General features: G+C 39.4%; 13 protein-coding genes and 1 pseudogene. All 14 read right to left on the reverse strand.

The features are described from left to right. Positions 1-31: 31 nt before the first annotated feature. The 14 genes and pseudogenes from DW963_RS07520 to ilvD all read right to left on the reverse strand — a co-directional run bounded on the left by DW963_RS07520 (position 32) and on the right by ilvD (position 15,580). Complete coding sequence (locus tag DW963_RS07520) at positions 32-373, reverse strand: YlbF/YmcA family competence regulator (RefSeq protein WP_117914765.1); 342 nt, start codon at positions 371-373, stop codon at positions 32-34. A 3-nt stretch (positions 374-376) separates the two neighbouring features. Beyond that, on the reverse strand, positions 377-2,047 hold the full coding sequence (locus DW963_RS07525) for a ribonuclease J (protein ID WP_117914767.1): 1,671 nt from the start codon (positions 2,045-2,047) through the stop codon (positions 377-379). 50 nt (positions 2,048-2,097) lie between these two features. Continuing rightward, complete coding sequence (locus tag DW963_RS07530) at positions 2,098-2,361, reverse strand: DUF1292 domain-containing protein (RefSeq protein WP_117914769.1); 264 nt, start codon at positions 2,359-2,361, stop codon at positions 2,098-2,100. 22 nt (positions 2,362-2,383) lie between these two features. After that, complete coding sequence (gene ruvX, locus DW963_RS07535) at positions 2,384-2,809, reverse strand: Holliday junction resolvase RuvX (protein ID WP_117914771.1); 426 nt, start codon at positions 2,807-2,809, stop codon at positions 2,384-2,386. Between the two features lies 1 nt (position 2,810). Further along, entirely contained in the window at positions 2,811-3,068 is a 258-nt protein-coding gene (locus DW963_RS07540) for an IreB family regulatory phosphoprotein (RefSeq protein ID WP_012739017.1), read from the reverse strand. A 150-nt stretch (positions 3,069-3,218) separates the two neighbouring features. Further along, a pseudogene (locus DW963_RS13405) lies at positions 3,219-3,533 on the reverse strand (VTC domain-containing protein); the annotation flags it as partial. Between the two features lie 496 nt (positions 3,534-4,029). Beyond that, positions 4,030-4,917 carry a mechanosensitive ion channel family protein gene (locus tag DW963_RS07550; RefSeq protein ID WP_117914773.1) on the reverse strand — a complete coding sequence of 296 codons (888 nt, stop codon included), beginning with the start codon at positions 4,915-4,917 and terminating at the stop codon, positions 4,030-4,032. A gap of 18 nt (positions 4,918-4,935) precedes the next feature. Continuing rightward, positions 4,936-7,317, reverse strand: coding sequence for a GlgB N-terminal domain-containing protein (locus DW963_RS07555; protein WP_117914775.1), 2,382 nt, complete (start codon positions 7,315-7,317; stop codon positions 4,936-4,938). After that, on the reverse strand, positions 7,310-8,158 hold the full coding sequence (locus tag DW963_RS07560) for an alpha/beta hydrolase (protein WP_117914777.1): 849 nt from the start codon (positions 8,156-8,158) through the stop codon (positions 7,310-7,312). The genes DW963_RS07555 and DW963_RS07560 overlap by 8 nt, the downstream gene beginning before the upstream one ends. A gap of 298 nt (positions 8,159-8,456) precedes the next feature. Beyond that, positions 8,457-9,689: a DUF1015 domain-containing protein gene (locus DW963_RS07565; RefSeq protein WP_199669368.1), complete on the reverse strand. Its 1,233-nt coding sequence runs from the start codon at positions 9,687-9,689 to the stop codon at positions 8,457-8,459. A 147-nt stretch (positions 9,690-9,836) separates the two neighbouring features. Further along, the gene (locus tag DW963_RS07570) at positions 9,837-11,000 is read right to left on the reverse strand and encodes a phosphoglycerate dehydrogenase (RefSeq protein ID WP_012739009.1); all 1,164 of its coding nucleotides are present in this window, start codon (positions 10,998-11,000) and stop codon (positions 9,837-9,839) included. Next, on the reverse strand, positions 11,000-12,100 hold the full coding sequence (gene serC, locus DW963_RS07575) for a 3-phosphoserine/phosphohydroxythreonine transaminase (protein ID WP_012739008.1): 1,101 nt from the start codon (positions 12,098-12,100) through the stop codon (positions 11,000-11,002). Before serC ends, DW963_RS07570 begins: the two co-directional genes overlap by 1 nt. 73 nt (positions 12,101-12,173) lie before the next feature. Next, positions 12,174-13,856 carry a biosynthetic-type acetolactate synthase large subunit gene (gene ilvB, locus DW963_RS07580; RefSeq protein ID WP_117914780.1) on the reverse strand — a complete coding sequence of 561 codons (1,683 nt, stop codon included), beginning with the start codon at positions 13,854-13,856 and terminating at the stop codon, positions 12,174-12,176. A 50-nt stretch (positions 13,857-13,906) separates the two neighbouring features. After that, the gene (gene ilvD, locus DW963_RS07585; RefSeq protein ID WP_022097843.1) at positions 13,907-15,580 is read right to left on the reverse strand and encodes a dihydroxy-acid dehydratase; all 1,674 of its coding nucleotides are present in this window, start codon (positions 15,578-15,580) and stop codon (positions 13,907-13,909) included. Positions 15,581-15,598 lie beyond the last annotated feature (18 nt).

The following is a 15,598-nucleotide window of genomic DNA, read 5'->3' on the forward strand; positions in this document are numbered from 1 at the left end:
CTCTTCCTTAATAAGCTACACTATATATGATTCACCCTAAAAAATCAAGGTCTACGTCTATCACCTCTGCTATATCCTTGAATATATCACTCATATATCTGCAAAATGTGATTTCTGTCATAAGATATCTGTTAACTATATCCTGATTCCTCATATCCGCATATTCTTTATTAAGATTTTCCATCGCCTCAAATAAATTCTGTCCATCAGGCGAGTTCTGCAGCATGAAATTTTTCATTCTGAATTCATCAATCTGTCTCTTAAGATCTGGTATTCTGTCAATCTCATTCTGCAGTCTTCTATATTCCCTGTATTCTTCACTATTAAGAATCTCATGAATGATTTCCTTCTTAAGTTCATCAATCCTACGCATAGATTAAACCTGAGCTTCCATAATAATTGGAAGTATCACTGGATTTCTCTTAATCTTCTTCCAGAGATACTCACTTAAATCGTCCTTAATAATATTCTTAATCTTACTCCAGTCAGTAATGTTCTTATCAAGGCATCTGTCTACTGAATCAGACACAATTGCTCTTGCTTCATCAAGAAGCTCTTCAGCCTCTCTTACATACACAAAACCTCTTGTAACAATATCCGGACCGGCTATAAGCTGTCCAGTATATTTCTCAAGTGTAAGAACAACAATAATAATACCATTCTCTGCAAGGTTCTGTCTGTCTCTTAATACAATATTTCCTACATCACCTACGCCAAGTCCATCAACAAAAATAGCTCCTGTCTGCACATGGTCAACAACCTGTGCATGCTCATCATTAAGCTCAAGTACATCTCCAGACTTCGCAATAATAACATGATCCTTGTCGTATCCAAGTGACATAACAACATCTCTCTGCGCAACAAGGTGTCTGTATTCGCCATGGACAGGAATAGAATACTTAGGCTTAACAAGAGAATATATAAGCTTAATCTCTTCCTGACATGCATGTCCTGATACATGTGTATCCTGGAATATAACCTTAGCTCCTTTCATACCAAGCTCATTAATAACCTTGGCTACTGACTTCTCATTACCAGGTATAGGAGTTGATGAAAATACTACGCAGTCGCCCGGCTGGATAGATACCTTTCTGTGAAGGTTAGCTGCCATTCTTGAAAGAGCAGCCATAGACTCACCCTGACTACCGGTTGTAATAAGAACAATCTGCTCAGGTGTATAATTCTTCATCTCGTCTGTCTCAATAAGAGTTCCGTCCGGAATCTTAAGGTAATCCAGATCCTCTGCAACCTCAATGATATTAACCATGCTTCGGCCTTCAACGCAGACCTTTCTTCCATACTTAACCGCTGAATTAATAATCTGCTGCACTCTGTCAACATTAGATGCAAATGTAGCTATGATTATTCTGCTGTTCTTATTATCATTAAATATCTTTTCAAATGTAGCACCAACAGTTCTTTCTGACATAGTAAAACCAGGTCTTAAAGCATTAGTACTGTCACACATAAGTGCAAGTACACCCTTCTTTCCAAGTTCGCCTAATCTCTGAAGATCAATTGGGTCACCATATACAGGTGTATAATCAACCTTAAAATCTCCAGTATGAACAATAATGCCGGCTGGAGAATATATAGCAAGTGCTGCTGCATCTGCAATACTATGGTTAGTTCTTATGAACTCAACCCTGAAATCACCAAGAGTTACAGACTGTCCATATCTGACAACCTTTCTCTTAACCGCCTTTAACATATTATGTTCCTTAAGCTTTGACTCAATAAGTCCCATAGTAAGCTTTGTTGCATATATTGGAACATTAATATCCTTCAGCACATAAGGAATAGCTCCGATATGATCCTCATGTCCATGAGTTATAACGAATCCTTTAACCTTGTCAAGATTCTCCTTAAGATAAGTAACATCCGGTATAACCAGATCAATACCAAGCATATCTTCCTCTGGGAAAGATAAACCACAATCCACAACAACAATACTGTCATCATATTCAATGGCAGTAATGTTCATTCCTATCTGCTCAAGACCTCCCAAAGGTATAATCTTGACAGACGCATTCTCTGCTTTTTTCATAAACACCTCATAATAAAAATAAAATATAAAATATGAATAAGGCTCACACCTTATTTAAGTTCAACATCATCATCCATTAACTCAGAAAACACCTTGCCCACCGCTTCAAGCTCACTGTCTTCTTCAACAAACTCATAAACAGCCTCTTCACTTGCCGCATCAGATGTATCCTTAAGAATATAAGCTTCTGATTCTTCATTCTCATCATCTGATTCTGATACGAGCAGATAATTAATTCCATTAATTCTAGTTTCTTCAATCACATAAAATTGTGTCTTCTCACCGTTATCGTCAATAAATTCAAGCCTTTCCATGAAAAACAAATCCTCCAAAATTCTACTTCTTCTGCTTAGCTTCCATATATCCACGCAAAATAAAAACAGCGGCAATCTGATCAATAACCGTCTTGCGGTTCTCTCGCTTTACCCCGCATTCTTCAAGGACTTCATCTGCTTCAACTGTAGTAAGTCTCTCATCCCACAGTGTAACAGGTAATCCTGTACGTCTCTCCAGTGCTGCTGCAAATTCTTCACAAGCTTTCGCTCTTTCCCCAATAGTATCGTCCATGTTCTTAGGATAACCAACCACGATTTCAGTTACATCATACTCAGATATAATCTGCTCTATCCTGGCATAAGTTCTTCGTAACTTGTTATTATCTTTTCTTGTTATCGTCTCGAAAGGCTGTGCAGTTATCCCAAGTGGATCACTTAAGGCAACTCCCACAGTCTTCGTTCCGACATCTAAGCCTATAATTCTCATACTATAAGCCTTTACCTTCTATAAAGTATCTTACAACTTCTTCTACAAGTTCATCTCTCTCTGCCTTCATAATAAGACTTCTTGCATTATTGTGACTTGTAATATATGTTGGATCACCAGACATAATATATCCAACTATCTGGTTAACCGGATTGTACCCCTTCTCTTTAAGAGCAAGATATACCTGCTCAAGTATGCCTTCTACGGAAATTGTCTTCTCTGGTTGAGTCTTAAAAAATTGAGTGTTGTTATCTACCATATCTACCACGCCCTTTCGTATATTGACTATAATATAATAAATAAGCGAATTATACAAGTATTTAACATAAAAAATATTGTAAAAAAATTGTAAAAAGGCCGCCCGGACGGCGTGTATTTGCCCGGACAGCCTTTGCTTAAGATATATATATTAATTAAGGTTTCCGCCATCCGAATTTGGCATCGTACCCATTGTAATATTGAGATTACCATTCCTTACTCTTAACTCATCTATGAACTGCTTCTGCTCGCTCTCGTAATTCGTAAGGACATACTGCTTAAATTCAGTACCATACTTAGAAAACGATATCGGGTAAACATTAAGTCCTGATATTATCTTAGTAAACCACAGCGGAACAGCGCCGCTTATCTTAACTTCCATTAAATACTTACCATCCGGCAAAAGCTTCTTTCCATAGCTTCCATGCTCGAGTCTTACATCTTCCCTTCTGGTCGTAATATTTTTATCAAATGTAGTTTTGTGAACCTGAAGTGTCTGGTAATTAACAAAACCCCCACATTACTACGAATGATTATCCACATTTCAACTTAAAAACCTACACAAACATTACTTTATTGCAGAATAGTAGGTCTTCAATGCTTGTTAGGTGTACCTAATCACCTGTTTTTCTTTCTCATAACGTCAAAAAAGCCCACTAAATCACACCTAATAAATGATTTAGTGGGTCTTTCACAATTTCTCATGTTACAAGTTCTAAAAATAAACCTACTAAATCCCGTTTCTCATTATATCTAGTAGGTTTTGGCATATTTTCAAGCAGCTATTGCAGTTAAATATGCTTTTATCCCCGCCAGCATATGCCACATTCAGGCATAATACCCCAACATATATGCAACAACCAGCATATACAGCAGCCTAACGTCTATACAGCAGCCCAGCATATATACACCCCCTGTCCAGTCAAAAAAGGATGCCACTTTCGCGGCATCCTTCAAAAAAACTACTTCATATGTACATCAATCTGATTGAACGGAATCTCAATTCCATTCTCATCAAATATATTCTTATATCTTTCAAGCAGGTTAAATCTTACATTCCAGTAGTCTGCTGTATTAACCCAGGCTCTTGTTTCAAGTGTTACACAGCTTTCATCAAGACTCTTGACAACAACCAGAATATCCTTGTCCTTAAGTATTCCCTTCTCGCTGTTAATAACCTGTTCAAGAAGCTTCTTGGCTTTAGGAATATCTGATGAATAGCCAATTCCTATCTGGATATCAATTCTTCTTGTATTCTCTGCGCCTACATTAACAATGCTTGAATTAGAAAGTGAACCGTTCGGAAGCATTACTACTTTGTTATCAATAGTAACAAGCCTTGTGTAAAGAATCTCTATAGACTTTACATTTCCTTCATTAGTTCCGACTATAATATAATCACCAACCTTAAAAGGCTTGAATATAAGAATAAGAATTCCTCCTGCAAAGTTTGAAAGGCTTCCCTGCAGGGACATACCAATCGCAAGTGCTGCAGAGCCAAAAAGTGTGAGCAGTGATGTCGTCTGAAATCCCAGCTTATCCACAACTATCATGATAAGTATTGCATACATTACAAACTTAAGCACTGATACCACAAAATTAACAACGCCTTTATCTAGCGTGCTTCTATCCAGCATCTTCTTTACAAGCTTATCAAGCACCCTGATTATCTTCTTGCCAATAAACCATATTAAGACAGCAATAACAATTTTACCGATAAGTGAAACTGACCAGTTTCCTAAATCATTGAGAAGCTGCTTAACATGGGCAATAGAAAAGAATCTGGTTATCTCATCCGTTTCCTGCTGGATTGTTGTGGCTGCATCTGCCACAAGTCCTATGAATCCCATAGCTGATCCCCCTTTGTATTATTTCATCTTCTTTTTAAGCTGCTCTAACTTCTTCTTAGTCTCTATATCAATCTCTTCACTTGCACGGGCTGCTTCTTCAGCCTTTCTTACAGCTTCTTCCTTAGCCTGAAGTGCTTCCATGCAGGCTTTCTCTGCCTGTTTTCTTGCTTCAACCGCCCGCTTTGCTTCCTCTGCTGCAGCAAGTTCAAGCATTTCAGCCTCTGCTGCTTTTTTCATTGCTTCCTTCTTTGCAATTGCAGCCCTCTTTAATACAGCAATCTCCTCGAGTTCAAGCTGTGTATACGGCTCACTGTTATATATAACGAATGAAAGTCCGGGAAGTGTAATATCAATATATTCCATATCATCACCATCATTATCTGACTTGATAATCTGTCCATTAACCTTTTCGTCTCCACCGAATTTCTTCCACTCGCTGTTAAATACTTCCTTATATTTTCCACGCACATCAACGTGAAGTCTGTAGTTTTCCCTCTTAACAGGAGTAAAATTCACAGCAATCACCAGCTTATTACCCTTGCTGTCAGTTCTTTGCATTGCAATAACAGTCTCTTCAGGATTAGAATTCTCGAGCCACATAAATCCATCAGGGTCATTGTCAAGCTCATATAGAGCCGCATTTTTCGCATAGAAATTATTAAGCTCTGCCATAAACTTTTCAAGTCCTATATCCTGTCCTGCTGCAAACATCTTGCTTCCGGGATGTGCATACATGAATCCAAGTGCGGCCTTGATATCTGACAAATGTGCCTTCTCATCACAGCCTGACACCATGTCCACAAACGCTTTCTGCCTGAAATCATCATGATTGAGCGAGAGCATGAAATCTTCTCCGTAATTATAGAGCATTCCATATGTCAGCTTATCATACTCACCTTTTCTAAACAGCGGGTCAGTTCCCATGAACTCAAGAAAATCCTTAGTCCAGCAGTTATTCTGCTTATAAGTAAACATAAGAGGGTCATCATTATCTGCCGCAGTAACCCCAAACCAGCCGCTTGATTCTTCTGCTATTGTAAAACAGCCATCGCCACGTTTAACAATACATTTGTTCATAGTCTTAAGAAATTCGATGGCGTCAAGATTCTCATTGCCGCCATACATGTTAGGTGTCCATGTGCCCGGCTGCTTACCATAATCGAGATAAAGCATTGATGCAACGCCGTCAATTCTGATGCCGTCAATATGGTAATCATTAAGCCACATTAATATGCTTGATAAAAGAAAACTTCTTACAGCGCCTTTCTTGTAGTCAAATGTGACAACATCCCACTCAGGATGCTTCTCTAGTGATGGCCTAAGATATCCGTAAGCATCTGCCCCGTCAAAATCATACAGTCCCTTAGCTTCTGTACCAAAGTAAGCACCATTCCAGTCCATTATTACGCCAATTCCAGCGTTATGGAAGTCATCAACCAGCTTTTTAAATGCATCACTGCCGCCTGTTCGGTGTGTCACCGCAAAATATCCCAATGTCGAATATCCATTCATCTCCTCATTAAGATACTCTGCAACCGGAATAAAACATACATGTGTATATCCTTCCTGCTTTACAAAATTCACAAGCTCATCTGCACTTTTTTCTTTCAGCCAGTCAGTAAGTGATACCTCATATACTGTTACAGGCTTCTTCTTTCCTGCTTCTTTCTTCCGCTTTATCATCCATATCCCATCGTTCCATGCATATGAATCAGGCATGTTCTCATCAATTACCACTGATGCAGTAATTGGAACTGATGATATCTGTCTTGATACAGGGTCTAACTTTCTTGTAGTCCCTTTACCCTGTCTCTTAATTTCATACATATATCCGCATCCGGCTGTCAGTCCCGGAATAAACAGTTCAAATACTCCTGTATCCTCAATTCTTTCCATTAAGTGAACTCTGCCGTCGTATTTGTTAAACTCTCCGACAACACTTACGCTGAGTGCCTTAGGTGCCCATACAGTAAAAAGCACTCCCTTCACGCCATTGACAGTTCTTTCATGAGCGCCGAATATATGTGCTGCATTTTTCTCTTCTCCTGCAAGAAATGCTTTGTAATCTTCCGGTTTCGTAACATTTGCAAATGCATATGGGTCCGTATATTCTGTGACCTCTCCATTAACCTTTTCCACTGAATAAGTGTATGAAAGCTTTTTCTTAGATGAAACAAGTGCTGCAAAGAATCCAGATTCATCAACCTTTTCCATATTAACAGCAGTTTTTCTGCCATCTATATGCAGCTTAACTGTCACTGCATCAGGACGCATTATCTGTATAAGCAGTCCCTTACCGGTAACATGCGCACCAAGCAGCTCCTTTGGCTTGTCACATTCTGCATATACAATTCCCTCTATCTCCGGCCAGTTCATCAGGCCGTATAAGTTTTTATTCATACATTACCCCCATCCACTGTTTAAAGCATTCCGTCCATGATGACACCTGTGGTTCATAATGTCCCATATTCTTAGTCGCAGTCTCTCGTGTGCCAAGTCCAAGACCATGAGTACCTTTAGCATATACATGATAATCAAACGGAATCTCCTGTTTTCTTAACGCCTCTACCATAAGTAGTGAATTCTCAAGCGGAACTGTCTTATCTTCACATGTATGCCATATGAATGCAGGTGGTGTGTCCTTATCCACTCTCTTTTCTATAGACACTTCATCTATAAACTCATCATATTTTTCCCCAAGACTTCTCTCAAATGATGCCCTGTGTGCATCAATTCCTGATGTAATTACAGGATAACCTAACAGCATGCCATCAGGCTTAACATACTCATGGCTGCAGTGAAGTACATTTTCCAGAAGATAATCAAGTCTTTTTGAATTCCATCCGGTTCCGAGAAGTCCGGCAACATGACCTCCTGCTGAAAATCCTGCGATAATGATTTTGTCAGGATCAACATCCCATTCTGCTGCATTATCTCTTACATACTTCATTGTATAGGCTGCCTCAAAAAGCTGTGCAGGATACGTAACAGGTGCAAGACTGTATCTTAATACAACAGCATTATACCCCATATCAAGCATCTTAATAGCTATAGCTTCTCCTTCTCTTGGAGAATGATGATTATATCCGCCACCCGGACAGATAACTATAAGAGGTCTCTTAAACGGATCCTGATCATTAGGAAATACATCTTTGATGTAAGTAGTAATTGTTGCATTTCCCTGTTGTTCTATTCCAAACTCCTGATATGGTAAATCTATATTAATAGTATTATGTAACATAATGTTCTCCTTCCAGCTGAATAATTCTGTATATTATGTCTGTAGTGTAGTGGTGGTGATGTGCGTATATTTTCGTGTGTGGTCTCATGATTCCTACGCTTAGTGGGAGTAAATGCCGTTATCTGCAAAGTTTTTTACTGTGAACGAAAGCAAACGCGCTTCGCTTGAACGAGCTTTCATTCACAGCGCTTATGCATCTAATGGCATTAACTCCCACACAGCTCGTCATAAATCGACCACACACGAAAATATACACACATCACATCTACACTTCTACAAAAAGCAGATTAATATCTACTTAGAATCTATGTATGAATAATCCGCTTCTTAATTTTGGCTCAAACCAAGTTGACTTAGGAGGCATTAATAGTCCTGCGTCCGCTACTGCAAATAGTTCTCCAATAGAAGTTGCATACATTGAAAAAGCAAGAACGCAATCCTCATCACATCTTCTCTCAAGCTCGCCTAAGCCGCGGATTCCGCCTACGAAGTCTATTCTCTTATCTGTCTTAGGGTCGTGGATTCCTAAGAGCGGCTCTAAGACGTTGTTCTGGAGTACTGCTACATCCAAGCCGTCTACCGGGTCGCTGCTTAAGATTTCTTCTTTGGCTGTGAGTATGTACCATTTCCTGCCAAGATACATTCCAAATTCACCTTTCTTAGAAGGTGCAACCTGTGTGCTGCTCTCGCTTACAGTGAATTTATCTTTAATCTTTGCCATGAACTCTTCTTCACTTAAACCATTCAGGTCCTTTACTACCCTGTTGTATGGCATTATCATAAGTTCTTCGTCTGGGAATAATACTGACAGGAAATAATTGAACTCTTCATTGCCTGTATATCCCGGATTAGCTTCTCTTCTGCGTAAACCTACCTTTACAGCGGAAGCTGCCCTGTGGTGTCCGTCCGCAATATATATATGGTTAATTCCTGCAAATGCGTTCTTTATAGCCTCTACAGATTCTTTACTGCTTATTTTCCAGACCTGATGTCTTATTCCATCAACCGCTGTAAAACTGTATACAGGCTTTTCCTGCTTAGCTTTGGCAACCTCTGCACTTATTACTGCATTAGCTCTGTATGCCAGGAATATAGGACCAGTCTGGGCACTGCATGTATCAACATGGTTAATTCTGTCTAATTCCTTATCAGCTCTTGTGTTCTCATGCTTCTTAATAACATTGTTAAGATAATCATCAATAGAAGCACATGCTACAATTCCTGTCTGTGTCCTTCCATCCATTGTAAGCTCATACACATAATATGCCTTGTCCTTATCTGTTATAAATGTTCCATCATCTATAGCTTCCATAAGCATATCATGGGCTTTCTTATATACCTGCTCACTATACATATCAACTGATTCATCAAACTGGGTCTCTGCCCTGTCAATCTTAAGAAATGATAATGGTTCTCTTTCCACCTCTGCTCTTGCTTCCTTTGAATCATACACATCATAAGGAAGAGCTGCTACTCTATCTGCCACTTTCTCAGCCGGTCTGACACATTCAAATGGTCTTATTACTGCCATACTAACCTCCATCCGCACTATTTAACTTAAGTACTATACTTTCATATATTAGATACATTTTAACATTCAGACAACCTTAATACAAGAAAGACCAGCCAAATGTTACAACAAATGACTGGTCTTTGATATTATTATCATTACATATGATTACTTAATAACTCTTACCTTGATAACACCTTCAATTGCTGAAAGCTCTTCAACTACTGCCTCTGGCGCAGATGCTTCAATATCTAAGAGAGAATATGCATAATCACCTCTTGACTGGTTAGCCATAGATGATATATTGATGCCTGCAGCACCAAGAACTGTTGTTATCTTACTGATAACCGCTGGAACATTCTTGTGGCATACAGTAATTCTTCCTTTAGTTGCACATACTCCGCAATCACAGTTAGGGTAATTAACTGAATTGACAATATTACCGTTCTCGATAAAGTTTCTAAGCTCATTAACTGCCATAATAGCACAGTTATCTTCAGCTTCTGCTGTTGAAGCTCCAAGATGAGGAAGAACAATTGCTCCTTCCATCTTAGCTGTTGTTGGGTTAGGGAAATCTGAAACATAAGTCTTAACTCTTCCAGACTTAAGTGCCTCGCCGATAGCAGCTTCATCAACAAGTACATCTCTTGCACAGTTGATAATTACTGTTCCATCCTGCATAAGGTCAAATGCTTCCTTATTAATCATTCCCTTAGTGCTGTCAAGTGCAGGAACATGAACTGTAATATAGTTACATTCCTTATAGATATCCTTAACATCAGATATGTACTTAACTTCACTTGAAAGATTCCATGCAGCCTTAACTGAAACATATGGGTCATATCCGTATACTTCCATTCCAAGTGCTATAGCTGCATTGGCAACTAACTGTCCAATTGCTCCAAGACCGATGACACCAAGCTTCTTGCCCTTGATTTCCTGTCCTGCAAATGCTTTCTTAGCCTTCTCAGTTGCCTTGGCAATATCAGGGTCTTCAGCGTTATCTGCAACCCACTTGTTACCACCGATTAAATCTCTTGATGCTAAAAGCATAGCTGCAATAACCTGTTCCTTAACTGCGTTAGCATTAGCTCCTGGTGTGTTGAATACAACAATACCTTCCTCTGCACATTTGTCAAGAGGAATATTATTAACGCCAGCTCCTGCTCTTGCAATTGCAAGAAGATTATCACTAAGCTCCATATCATGCATCTTGGCACTTCTTACAAGTACAGCCTGTGCATCTTCAAATGAGCTTTCTGTATTATACTCATCAGAAAAAAGCTTTAATCCGCAGGCTGCTATATTATTAAGACAATTAACATTAATCATTATGCATTCTCCTTCTCGAACTTCTTCATGAATTCAACAAGCTTCTCTACACCTTCGATTGGCATAGCATTGTAGATAGATGCTCTCATACCGCCAACTGTTCTGTGTCCCTTAAGGTTAACAAATCCTGCAGCTGCAGCTTCCTTAATGAACTTAGCTTCCATAGCATCCTTAGCTTCTTTATCTTCAATGTTGCATACAAAAGGTACATTCATAAGTGAACGGTCTTCCTTAACAACTGTTCCCATGAATAACTTGCTCTCATCAAGGAAATCATAAAGAATCTTAGCCTTCTTCTCATTGTGTTCCTTCATTGCTGAAAGTCCACCCATTTTCTTAATCCACTTGAACACCTTGCCACAGATATAGATATTGTAGCATGGTGGTGTATTATAAAGAGAATCTGCATCTGCCTGTGTCTTCCACTTAAGCATTGTAGGAGTTCCTGGAAGAACGTCATCTGTTATAAGGTCTTCTCTGATAATAGCAATTACAACGCCTGCTGGTCCGATGTTCTTCTGGACACCGCCGTATACAACGCCGTACTTAGTTACATCCATAGGTTCTGATAAGAAGCATGATGAAACATCTGATACAAGAATATGACCCTTAGTGTTAGGTAATGTCTTATACTTTGTTCCGTAAATTGTGTTGTTCTCACAGATATATACATAGTCAAGATCCTCTGGAATATCAAGATCTGAGCAGTCTGGAATATATGAAAATGTCTTGTCTGCTGATGAAGCAAGCTCAACAGCCTCTCCATATATCTTAGCTTCTGCAAATGCTTTCTTAGCCCACTGTCCTGTAAGGATATAACCTGCTTTCTTATTCTTCATAAGGTTCATAGGCACTTCAGCGAAGAACTGCGATGCACCACCCTGTAAAAATAACACCTTATAGTTATCTGGGATGTTAAGAAGGTCTCTTAAATCCTTCTCTGCCTCTTTGATGATGTTGTCATAAACCTTGGATCTGTGGCTCATTTCCATTACCGACTGACCGCTTCCCTGGTAATCTAACATTTCATCTGCTGCTTCTTTGAGTACTTCCTCTGGTAAAACAGCTGGACCAGCGCTAAAGTTATAAACTCTACTCACCTTTTCTTCCTCCTAAAATATAAAATATTAAGAACTATTTTAGTCCTTTATCACATTAAAGTCAATATATGAATTATTTCTTGTTATTAAGGTCTTCTCTGTCGAATGCCTCTGAGATTGCAGCCCCCGGTGAAACCATAGGGAATACCTTGTCTTCTCTGTCAATATGACAGTCAATAACACATGGAATATTGAGTTCGATTGCTTCTTTAAATGCTTTCTCAAACTCCTCTATTGTATCAACACTGTAAGCCTTGGCTCCCATTCCTTCTGAAACCTTAACAAAATCCACCTGATCATCAAGAACTGTAGCTGAATATCTCTTGCCATAGAAAAGATCCTGCCACTGTCTGACCATACCAAGTACATGGTTATTAAATATAACTTCAATAACAGGAATGTTATATCTGGTTGCTGTTGCAACTTCATTCATATTCATACGGAAGCAGCCATCACCTGCAATATTAACAACGGTCTTATCCTTACGTCCAACCTTGGCACCTATACATGCACCAAGACCATAACCCATAGTTCCAAGTCCGCCTGATGTAAGAAGTGTTCTTGGCTCTTTGAACTTATAATGCTGTGCAGCCCACATCTGATGCTGTCCAACATCTGTTGTAATAATTGCATTGCCATTTGTAATCTCGTATATCTTCTCCATGATAAGAGGTCCGTTAAGAATATCTCTGTTATATCTCATAGGATAATCAAGCTTGTAAGACTTGATGTGTTCCATCCAGTCTGAGTGGTCCTGATTATCTAACTTATCATTGATTCTCTTAAGAATCTCTTTAGCATCTCCGAGTACATGTGCATCTGTCCTGACATTTTTGTTAATCTCAGCTGCATCAACATCAAACTGCAGAATCTTTGCATTCTTAGCGAATTTCTTAGTATTTCCAGTAACACGGTCTGAGAATCTTGCACCAACCACGATAAGAAGATCACACTCTGAAACTCCGTAGTTAGATGTCTTAGTACCATGCATACCAAGCATTCCTGTATATCTTTCATTAGATCCGTCAAATGCGCCCTTACCCATAAGTGAGTCACATACCGGTGCATCAACCTTCTCAACAAACTTCTTAAGTTCATCAGATGCCTCTGATATAACTGCTCCACCACCAACGAATACATATGGCTTCTTAGCTTTCTTAATAAGTGCCACAGCCTTGTCAATATCTTCTTCCTTAATACTTGATGTAATTCTGTCTACAGGCTTTGGAACTCTTGGTGAGTACTCACACTCTGCTGCTGTTACATCCTTAGTAACATCAACTAATACAGGACCCGGTCTTCCTTCCTTGGCAATTCTGAAGGCATTTCTTAATGTCTTGGCAAGATCCTTTACATTCTTAACAATATAGCTGTGCTTTGTAATTGGCATTGTAACACCTGCTATATCAATCTCCTGAAAACTGTCTCTTCCAAGAAGAGGAACTGTTACATTACATGTAATTGCAACCATAGGAACTGAATCCATATATGCAGTTGCAATACCTGTTACAAGGTTAGTCGCTCCAGGACCTGATGTTGCAAAACATACACCAACCTTACCTGTTGCTCTTGCATATCCATCAGCAGCATGCGATGCACCCTGCTCATGTGATGTAAGAATATGAGTTATCTCATCTGAATGCTTATAAAGAGCATCATATACATTAAGAATAGCTCCACCAGGGTATCCAAATATTGTATCAACGCCCTGTTCTTTCAAGCATTCAACAATTATCTCTGAACCATTTAACTTCATTTATCTTCTCCTGATTTCTCTTTAATGTCTTTTTATAATTATATTAAATATTACTCTTCTGCTGAACTTTTAAGAATAGCTCCTCTGTTTCCTGATGTAACGAGTGAAGCATATCTCTTTAAGTATCCTGTTGTTACCTTAGGTTCTCTTGGCTGCCACTTAGCCTTTCTTGCAGCAAGCTCTTCATCTGAAACCTTAAGTTCAAGTTTAAGTCCCGGAATATCAATGCTGATGATATCACCTTCTTCAACTAAAGCAATAGGTCCGCCAACAGCAGCCTCTGGTGATACATGACCAATAGAAGCTCCACGGCTTGCACCTGAGAATCGTCCATCTGTAATAAGAGCAACTGATGAGCCAAGTCCCATACCTGCAATAGCTGATGTAGGATTAAGCATTTCTCTCATACCAGGGCCGCCCTTAGGTCCTTCGTAACGGATAACAACAACATCACCTTCAACAATCTTACCACCCTTAATAGCAGCAATTGCATCTTCTTCTGAATCAAATACTCTTGCCGGACCTTCATGTACAAGCATCTCTGGAACAACTGCTGAACGCTTAACTACTGAACCGTCTGGTGCAAGATTTCCTGAAAGAACTGCAAGACCACCTGTCTTACTGTATGCATTATCAACTGTTCTTATGACTTCAGGATTACGGTTGTATGCTGTTGCTATACACTCTCCGATTGTTTTTCCTGAAACTGTCATACAATCTGTATTAAGAAGTCCGATATCTGCAAGCTCTTTCATAACTGCATATACACCGCCGGCTTCGTTAAGGTCTTCCATGTATGTTGGACCTGCTGGTGCAAGATGACAGAGATTAGGAGTCTTTTCACTTATTGGGTTAGCAAATTTGATATCGAAATCAAATCCTATCTCATGTGCAATAGCCGGAAGGTGAAGCATTGAATTAGTAGAACAACCAAGTGCCATATCTACTGTAAGGGCATTCATAATAGAATCCTTAGTGATGATATCTCTTGCTGTGATTCCCTTATTAACCATATCCATAACAGCCATGCCTGCGTGCTTTGCAAGCTTGATTCTCTCTGAATATACGGCTGGAATTGTACCATTGCCGCGAAGTCCCATACCAAGTGCCTCTGTAAGGCAGTTCATTGAATTGGCTGTGTACATGCCTGAACATGAACCGCATGTTGGGCATACCTTTTCCTCAAACTCAAGTACATCTTCCTCTGTCATTGTTCCTGCTGCATATGAACCAACAGCCTCAAACATTGAAGAAAGGCTTCTCTTCTTACCCTTAACATGACCTGCAAGCATTGGTCCGCCTGATACGAATACAGTTGGAAGATTAAGTCTTGCTGCTGCCATTAAAAGTCCTGGAACATTCTTATCACAGTTAGGAACCATTACAAGTCCGTCAAACTGATGTGCAATTGCCATACACTCTGTTGAATCTGCAATTAAATCTCTTGTTACTAAAGAATATTTCATTCCGACATGTCCCATTGCAATACCATCACACACTGCAATAGCCGGGAATACTACAGGCACACCGCCTGCCTCAGCAACTCCTAATTTAACTGCATTTACAATCTTATCAATATTCATATGACCTGGTACTATCTCATTATAAGAGCTTACAATACCAATCATAGGTTTCTTCATCTCTTCTGCTGTGAAGCCAAGTGCATTAAAAAGGCTTCGTGCAGGTGCCTGCTGCATACCACTTCTGGCGTTATCACTTATCATAGATTATCTCCTTAATAT

Origin of the sequence: Eubacterium sp. AM46-8 (genome assembly GCF_003466705.1) — a bacterium.
Classification (GTDB): domain Bacteria; phylum Bacillota; class Clostridia; order Lachnospirales; family Lachnospiraceae; genus Lachnospira.